The following is an 8,949-nucleotide window of genomic DNA, read 5'->3' as shown; positions in this document are numbered from 1 at the left end:
TCCCCATGTGAGACTAGGACACCGCCAGGCTCCTTATATAAGCATCTAAAATGTTTAGATGCAAGCCCTTCTGTTGAGGATATACTTACCGAAAAGATATTTTAGGGGTGTAGTTCAATTGGTAGAGTACCGGTCTCCAAAACCGGGAGTTGGGAGTTCGAATCTCCCCATCACTGCTATCATTAACCGTCATCGTAGGAGGATGATGTACGTTTAAGCGGGGAAAGCCAGAAGTGCGCCCTCTGTGGCGCTTGACAGGAAAGCAGAGCAATGTACTCGACCGCGATATTGGTATTTCTGGTACAGAAGAAATCTATTTTACCATCTTTTCTCTTGGTATCGACGGTTGTATTGAAGTCACTGACAGCCGCAATCCCATCGATTATAACGGGATGCAACACGCGCAAAAAGAGACCCGCCCTATCAGGGTCAATACAGATCTTTAAAAGATCCAAGAATTTTGGCTGAATCAAATTTGTTCTTTTCTCCGGAAGACCCCTATCGAGGCAGCTATAAAAGCTATCGACCATGATATTTCAATAATCATGAATCGCGCGTTTCACAGACCTTAGAAAATCCCTGTCACCGTTGCTTTCTATCAAAGAATCAGTGTAAAATTCAAATGCTTTAGATTTGATGCCTCCGACTTTCTCCATTCATTTTCGTGACTGAAGAATCATGTTCAGTATATTGGTTTTTAAAAGCAAGTCTAGTGACTAAAATGTGACTCGTTTGTTACATATCACATTTCGAACAGGCGGTTCACACTGCTATACCATTCATGAACAGACTTTAAAAATGACTTCACGCTATTTAAGAACCCATCACTATGAATCTTACTGAATTAAAGAATATACCCGTTTCTGAGCTGATCACGCTAGGCGAAAATATGGGACTAGAAAACTTAGCTCGTATTCGTAAGCAAGATATGATTTTTTCCATTTTGAAGCAACACGCAAAAAGTGGGGAAGATATTTTTGGAGATGGGGTCTTAGAAATATTACAAGACGGCTTTGGTTTTCTCCGTTCTTCCGATAGTTCTTATCTTGCAGGCCCTGATGACATCTATGTTTCGCCAAGCCAAATACGCCGTTTTAATTTGCGAACTGGGGATACCGTTTCAGGGAAAATTCGCCCCCCTAAAGAAGGGGAGCGTTATTTTGCTTTATTGAAAGTAAATAAAGTCAATTACGACAAACCTGAAAATGCCAGAAATAAAATTTTATTTGAGAACCTAACGCCTCTACACGCAAATGCTCGTTTACTTATGGGGAGAGGTAACGGTTCAACAGAAGACTTAACTGCTCGAGTTTTGGATCTCGCCGCTCCTATTGGCTGTGGTCAACGAGGTCTCATTGTTGCCCCTCCAAAAGCGGGAAAAACTATGTTGCTTCAAAATATTGCAAGCAGTATTGCGTATAATCATCCTGATTGTGTGTTGATGGTGCTATTGATTGATGAACGCCCAGAAGAGGTGACAGAAATGCAACGCTTGGTCAAAGGGGAGGTCATCGCCTCTACTTTTGACGAACCTGCAGCGCGTCATGTGCAAGTTGCTGAAATGATGATAGAAAAAGCAAAACGTTTGGTTGAACATAAAAAAGACGTGATCATTTTACTTGACTCGATTACGCGTTTGGCTCGTGCATATAACACAGTCGTACCTTCTTCTGGAAAGGTATTAACAGGGGGTGTGGATGCCAACGCTTTACATCGTCCAAAACGATTCTTTGGGGCAGCTCGGAATGTAGAAGAAGGGGGTAGTCTTACCATTATTGCTACGGCATTAGTTGAGACCGGTTCTAAGATGGATGAAGTGATTTATGAAGAATTTAAAGGTACCGGAAATATGGAACTACATCTTTCTCGTAAAATTTCTGAAAAACGGGTCTTCCCTGCGATTGATTACAACCGATCTGGTACGCGAAAAGAAGAGCTTCTAACAACTTCTGAAGAACTACAAAAAATGTGGATTTTACGTAAAATTATCCATCCTATGGGTGAGATAGATGCCATGGAGTTTCTTATTAATAAGCTGGCGATGACAAAAACTAATGACGAATTTTTCGACATGATGAGACGCTCATAATATTTAAATTTTTCAAAAATTCATTAAAGTCACAAAGTAAAAAATCATCTGATATCTTATAGAGAGTGGCAAAATTAAATTTATTTGTGTTCAGTGCACATCTTCTCGGCATCTTCTTTTTTCTTTGGTTTGCCTGTTATCTGCTCGAAAAGTAGCCAAATATATCGAGCTCATGGATATATCCGGATCATCGTAAACATCATCAATGCCTGATCCCATGAGTAGGGGAAATCTCCGTTTATGCTAGTATTTGTTTTTCCTTACTTATTGCCGATCAATTTATCCCTCATGCGGAAGTTTATGTAGCTTACGCTGGTTTTCTAATATTTGTTTGGGTATTAGACGATCGCTTTAATATTAGTGTAAAAATAAGATTTTTCATACAATTTTTAGTCAGCGTTTTTATCGTATGTTTTCCAGGGGCTTCATTTAAATAACTTGGGATTGATCTTCTGTTTTAGAGAATTAGGCTTAGGTCCCTTTAGTTATATCATTACCTTGATTTCTGTATGTGCTGTGATCAACGCTTTTAATATAATAGATGGAATACATGGTTTCTTAGGTGGTAAATGGATGATCCTGTATTTCTTTTTTAGAAATGGGATTTTTGCTGTATCAAAAAAGTGAAATAGCATTAGCACTATGGTATTTTCCATAATTGTGGCTATCTCCCATTATGTTTTATTCAATTTAGGGTTACTGGGTGAAAAATACAAAATTTTTATGGAGGATACTGGAAGTATCCTTGATTGGATTTCCTACAATATGGTTGTTTTTATAGACGACTCAGGGGAGCAAGTATCTAATTCGTCTTGTCACGATATTATAGATCACTGCCGTTTTCTTTTAATAGATTTGATAATTCTCTCTGCTTTTACCTCTCAACAAACCTTAATAAGAATCATTTTTTGATGCTCTATGCGCACTAATTGAGATCATAGATGAGTTTTTTATATCTGAATTAATGATGTTTGCATTATTTTATGCATGTTTTTTGTATATGGTTATAGTGCCAAAAATGCTTGGCGATTATCTCGTCTTATCAAACGCATCAAGCAAGCATCTAAAATAAAAAAATAGACGAAAACCCCTATGATCTTATGGGTTTGATTTTCAGAATCCAATTTACGTCTTTATATTATTAAGAAATTTTTGCATTTCATTTTTTGTAGTTATTTTAATCAGCTTATCAAAATCGTCTTTATTTTTTTTGGAAATACTCATGTACGGCAAGACAAATTATTCAAACTGATGAAGCGTAAAATTCGTTGGATCTGTTGCATTAGGGAGTTTTTATCATGGATTAAGTCTATCAATTTTGAGTTTGCACTCAAATCTCTTATTTTCGTCCAACTCATTGCTTTAAAAAACCAGAAGCTAGTTGAGAGAAAAATCCCTGTGATTTTATCTTAAAGTCTTTCCGATTTGATAAAACTAGCTACATACTATTTATTACAATGACCATTTCTTTCATGAATACAACACAATTCCAATTGTCTTGAAACCCAGTGCTTTAAAAAGTGAATTTTCTAAAAATCCTTAAAAATTTAAATTTTTATACTATACGTCGTAAAAATTCCCTATCTTTAGCAGTAAATAATACGCACAAAATAATCAAACAAAGTAAAAGAGTAAAAAATTATGAGTAATTCTATTTCAGAAAGACACACAAGAGAAGCAAATCAGCAGATGACATCATCTAATTCCAAATCTTCAGAAATAGGTAATAATCTTAACCAATACAAAATAACCAACATAGAAAATCTAGGTTTAATTGAAAAGAAAAGTTTAAAGCTTGATCGTGTCAATGGGGAATCGTTTAACACTCAATATTTATATTTTGATTTAAATTCAGCTATGGAAGTGCTTTTTAAAAAAAGCACACGATTACAAAAAGAAGATAAGCTTTATTTTAAAGAAAAAAGTATTAAAGGAAGAGGTGAGTTTTATTTATCTTTATTAACTAGCAAAAAATTATTGATTGATAATATGAAAATTTTAGCGAGTAAAGGAGTGACAGTATTATATCTTGAACATTTATTTTTTGATTTACATCAAGAGTATCTCGATTAATATTTTAATAGTGTCAAGATGCCTAAGCAATTAAAGGAATATTTAAAAATATTAGACCTCGGACATAATACCGAACGATCAGGTTAATATATATTTCTTAAATTAGTGGAAGCAGCGAAAAACGTAAAAAATTAAAATTATTGCAATTGATTATACCGCCAGATATATAAATGAAAGTATTAATTATAGAGATAAATCAAAAACACGTATTAAAATAATAAATTATTTTGCATAAAAATAATTTCTCAACATGCTAGGATGACTTGTATTTTCATTTTTCTCAACACGAAATCCCTGTTGTTTTAAAAATTCTTTATTTCTTTTTTAAATTTATTGAACATGAGTATTGAGCGTCTTTTTAATAGCCGGAATTACATCATATTTAATTTTTTGATAAAATTCATTTTCATTTGTATATTTGTTATTGAAATAATTTCTTAATATGATTAAATCACTAGCACCGATATTTTGCTTTTTAATAACGCCCAGCCATCTTTATTAAAAATGCTGCTTCTTGATTTGTATTTTTATGAATGTGATTAATAAACTTTATTTATTGATGATTAATTATCGATGGTAATATGCGTGTTTTATTTTTTTGTTCAACAAAAAATGAAATCAAAAGATTCAACACATATGTATCTATGTATTAATCTCTACATCAATGCTAGAATCACCTTTCAAATGAAATGAATTTTGTGCAATATGATATGATGCCGATGCATAGGCATTGAAATATTTCGCTAGAATTGGATCATAAGGTAATCCAAACTCAGTCTACCATTATCGCTTACGAAATAAGTTAACATAATCAAACTCTCTTAGAAGTAAGATACTATATTCTCACGAAAATTTTTTTATGATTTTGTTTATATTTTAAGAATTTAATTCAATAAACAATTCTCTATTAAAGTTTAATCCATGTTTTGTGGTATATTTAATATATCGTTTTTAATAACTTCAATATTTTTAATACCTCATTGGGATAATTAATAATCGATTTTTGAGTTAATGTCAAAAATAATTAATATCATTTATTATGATCTTTCCTTTAAATCCTAATACTTTTATCTAATTAGAATAGATGGTTGATCCAGCCATTGGCTCTATTATGCGCTTGATAACGTGACCGGTATCATTTTTACAATTAAGGATATCTGCAATCAATTTAAAAGAAGAAAGGCATTGTAAATTAAGCTTGATATTACTATATATGTTCCCATATTACTTTTTATATATTTATTTTGTCTTTCTTCAAGCGTTTTATTGGAAGAATTGATTGTTTTTCATATATTTCAAAGAAATATTATTCTTGTGATTTACAGCTGTGATAGGATAATTTGGATTATACGTACTCCGTGATTGATGATACATAGTGTTATTTTTATATTCAGACTTTTTCTAAAAAATATGATTTTAGTTCTGTTATATCAATAAAAAATGATGGCATTTGTTCTTTTTATGTGACTTGCAGGATTTTTTGATTCATGTCTGATCGATTTGTTTTTTAACTTTCTTTTTCTCGTGCTTTCTTTGGTTATGCTTTGTATTGGAAAGATTGATGCAATAGATCAGTTGGGAGTGAGATTGACGTGGTTAATAATCTGGTTCTGACTGAGACCATGATTGATATCATTATGTCTTGTCTTCGTTGCAGGCGCTCGCTGCATGGATAGGTTAAGAGGAGCGCTGTCTGCATGGGAGGATAAAGAACGGGATCAACAGAATTGACAACTAAATTTCGACCAGAGTCGTTATTTATATCATTAAATGATTTGAATTTGTTATACCATATTTCTCATTCTTTTGCAGACAGGGCCAGGCTGACTAACAGCCATTATATCATTACACTTTCTATCTTTATTATTTCACTTGCATTTTATTAGAAACTGACTGGACACCTGAAACACCACGAGTCACCTTTATTGCCTGTTGAACTGCTATACGACTGCTGACAAAACCACTTAATTGCACTTTTCCTTTAAAAGTTTCGACATTAATTTCTGTTGATTGCAAATTTTTTTCTGCTAACAAAGCTGCTTTGACTTTAGTGGTAATAACAGTGTCGTCCAAATACCCCCCCGTTCCTTCTGATTTTTTAGTAGGCACACACGAAGAAACCGCAAAAGTTAATAAAATAACGCTTAATAACACAGTTAAAGTTTTAATCAGTTTCATAAAAAGCTCCGATATTTTATTTTTCATCAACCAAAAAATATTTTTATATCTAATAACTAAAAGGAATATTAAGTATTAATTAAAAATTAATATTATTCAAATTATTATTAATCATTTAATATATGATTATAAACAAAACACTCATTTTTTAATATGATTTTGAATCAAGAACAATAATAAAATTATTTCTCTATATGCATTATTTTTGATTTTTAAAAATAAAGATCTATTTTAAAAAAATTCATTCATTTTAAGAATATAATTATTATTTTTTAAAATTCATTGGGTTTGCATCATGATAGAAAAAAAGACAAGTATTATTTATGATCTTCATAGCCATACCAGTGTATCTGATGGTTTATTAACACCCATGCAATTAGTGCATCGAGCCGTTACAATGGGGGTTCATATTCTAGCTATCACGGATCATGATACAACTTCAGGTTTAATGGCAGCAAAAAAAACAATCCAAGAACAGAAACTCCCAATTCAATTAATTGATGGTGTGGAAATTTCCACTTTATGGAGAAAATATGAAATACATATTGTGGGGCTAGGTATTGATATAAATCATCCTGTTATAAAAGCATTTTTAGACAAGCAATCAAAACGGCGTTATGAAAGAGCTCAAAAGATCAGTGCAGCGCTCGAAGAAATAAAGATTCCCAATGTTTGGAAAGGAGTTAAGGATTTAGCAGGCACAGGGCTGGTGACTCGAGCCCATTTTGCTCGCTATTTACTGAATTTAGGTAAAGGCTCTAATATCAAGCAAATTTTTAAAAAATATTTAATAGAAGGCAAACCAGGATATGTCTTTCCTGAATGGGGCAGCATAAAAGAAGCGATAGAAATCATTAAAAAAGCCGAAGGATATGCTGTTTTAGCGCATCCTACGCGTTATGGTTTTTCAAATCGATTATTAAAAGTGCTTCTAGCATATTTTTCGGATCAAGGCGGGGATGCCATAGAAGTCGCACAATGTCAGCAGGCACCACATGAGCGTACATTATTAGCGCAATATGCTAACGAATATCAGTTATTAGCCTCTCAGGGATCAGATTTTCATCACCCATCCCCCTGGATAGAATTAGGCCGTCATTTATGGTTGACTACAGGATCTAAGCCGATATGGAATCACTGGAATATCACAGTAAGTCAACCTTCAAAGATGATATAGGTAGATCATGAGTTAATTTTTTCACCTGCATCCTAAAAATTTTTAAATACGCTTAATCAATCAAAACATTAGTCTTCTAAAAAAAGGAAGTGTGATGGTTCATCTCACCAATGCTACCTACGCCTTAAGCTGTCTTCTAGAAAAAAATCCACGATAGAGCGTATTTTTAAATTCGAAAAAGAACAAGCGACCATCACTTTACTCTAGTTTATCGTGATTTATCTGAGATTGCAGTTTATGCTTACCTTGATGACAGCGCTTTTAAATTAATTCAAAATAATACGCCTGGGCGCTATACTTTTATATTAGAAGCAACGAAATAAGTCGCCCGTTGTTTAATGCATGAAAAACGGTAACCACTGGTTTACGAGTGCTTTGTAATGATATGTCCTTAGCATTGCTAGCTGTATTAAACGAACCGGTGATGTCAACGACGCTTATTTTACCTAGTGATGATTTTGCATAATTTGATTCAGAAAAGATCAAACAAAAGTTAGGAAAACAGTTGATCTCATTATTGATAGAGGTTGTATCACTGAGCAACCGACTACGATTATCGATCTTACAGATGGAAATCCTGTATTAGTTCGAGCAGAGGAGGAGGGGATATAAGCACTTTATTATACTCTATACCAATTTAAGTCTATCTTCTTTTTTATCACGACACCTGTGAAGGCGACACAGAAGTTTTTTATGAGTGAACACCGCAAAAAATTTTAGCGTGGAGTGAATATAGTTCACGACGAGAAATCAAAGAAAAAAATACAGCGGGGGCTTATGAGTGTTAATGGTAAAATATCCTCTCTCGGTGATCGCGTTTCTGTTATGCCTTTCATCCAAATTCGCTTGAATGGGCTAATACTTCCTATTACAGAACCACAAAAAATCCCCTGTCATGTTTTAGTTTATTATAAAATTTAGGGTGAGATTTGCACAAGAAAAGATCCTAAAAGCTGGCCAAATATTTTCGATCGTTTTCCCAAATTATATGATTCACGTTGGATAGTAATTGGGCGGTTAGATATCAATACGTCTGGTTTACTATTGTGCACTACGGCTGGAGAGTTAGCGCATCATTTGATGCCATCCTATCCAAGAAATAGAGCATGAATATACCTGAGACATTTTTAGACAATGAGCCAAGTATCAAACAAACTCACCAAAGTTATTCAACTAGAAGATGGTAGTCTACGTTACCTTTATAGGAGATGAAGGATTAAATCATTGGTACAACGTCATTCTGACTGCAAGCCGAAATTGTGAAGTACGTAGGCTATGGGAATCGATTGGTGTACAAGTCAGCAGTCTGATTCGAATACGATACGGTGATATAAAATTGCCAAAAATTTGATCTAAACGCTTTTTTATCTAGTCAATTGACGCCTGTTTTTTGGTACTTCACTGGGCAATTTTAGGGTAGATTATGTACTGA

General features: G+C 33.5%; 5 protein-coding genes, 1 tRNA gene and 3 pseudogenes. 8 read left to right on the top strand and 1 reads right to left on the bottom strand.

Annotation, left to right across the window (positions count from 1 at the left end; genetic code table 11):
- Nucleotides 1-103: 103 nt before the first annotated feature.
- The 5 genes and pseudogenes from CICURV3402_RS03130 (at nucleotide 104) to CICURV3402_RS03110 (ending at nucleotide 4,162) form a co-directional block, all read left to right on the top strand.
- Nucleotides 104-176, top strand: a tRNA-Trp gene (locus CICURV3402_RS03130).
- A 57-nt stretch (nucleotides 177-233) separates the two neighbouring features.
- Nucleotides 234-446, top strand: coding sequence for a hypothetical protein (locus tag CICURV3402_RS03125; RefSeq protein ID WP_320410058.1), 213 nt, complete (start codon nucleotides 234-236; stop codon nucleotides 444-446).
- A 383-nt stretch (nucleotides 447-829) separates the two neighbouring features.
- Complete coding sequence (gene rho, locus CICURV3402_RS03120; RefSeq protein WP_158379778.1) at nucleotides 830-2,089, top strand: transcription termination factor Rho; 1,260 nt, start codon at nucleotides 830-832, stop codon at nucleotides 2,087-2,089.
- A gap of 65 nt (nucleotides 2,090-2,154) precedes the next feature.
- Nucleotides 2,155-3,169: pseudogene (locus tag CICURV3402_RS07565) on the top strand (UDP-N-acetylglucosamine--undecaprenyl-phosphate N-acetylglucosaminephosphotransferase).
- A gap of 561 nt (nucleotides 3,170-3,730) precedes the next feature.
- Nucleotides 3,731-4,162 (top strand): hypothetical protein, encoded by a 432-nt coding sequence (locus CICURV3402_RS03110; protein ID WP_158379776.1) that lies wholly within the window; start codon nucleotides 3,731-3,733, stop codon nucleotides 4,160-4,162.
- Between the two features lie 1,863 nt (nucleotides 4,163-6,025).
- Here CICURV3402_RS03110 and CICURV3402_RS03105 read toward each other — a convergent pair.
- Nucleotides 6,026-6,340 carry a BON domain-containing protein gene (locus tag CICURV3402_RS03105; protein WP_158379775.1) on the bottom strand — a complete coding sequence of 105 codons (315 nt, stop codon included), beginning with the start codon at nucleotides 6,338-6,340 and terminating at the stop codon, nucleotides 6,026-6,028.
- A 295-nt stretch (nucleotides 6,341-6,635) separates the two neighbouring features.
- Here CICURV3402_RS03105 and rnm point away from each other — a divergent pair, with 295 nt between their 5' ends.
- The 3 genes and pseudogenes from rnm to CICURV3402_RS07560 form a co-directional block, all read left to right on the top strand.
- A complete protein-coding gene (gene rnm / locus CICURV3402_RS03100) occupies nucleotides 6,636-7,517 on the top strand; it encodes an RNase RNM (RefSeq protein ID WP_158379774.1) in 882 nt (293 codons plus the stop codon).
- A gap of 46 nt (nucleotides 7,518-7,563) precedes the next feature.
- Nucleotides 7,564-8,129: pseudogene (locus CICURV3402_RS03095) on the top strand (L-threonylcarbamoyladenylate synthase).
- A gap of 101 nt (nucleotides 8,130-8,230) precedes the next feature.
- Nucleotides 8,231-8,862, top strand: a pseudogene (locus tag CICURV3402_RS07560) (pseudouridine synthase); the annotation flags it as partial.
- Between the last annotated feature and the right edge of the window lie 87 nt (nucleotides 8,863-8,949).

It is taken from the genome of Candidatus Williamhamiltonella defendens (assembly GCF_900699045.1).
Taxonomy (GTDB): Bacteria; Pseudomonadota; Gammaproteobacteria; order Enterobacterales; family Enterobacteriaceae; genus Hamiltonella; species Hamiltonella defensa_A.
Note: the sequence above shows the minus strand (reverse complement) of the source record. Positions and strands in the feature narration are given on the sequence as shown.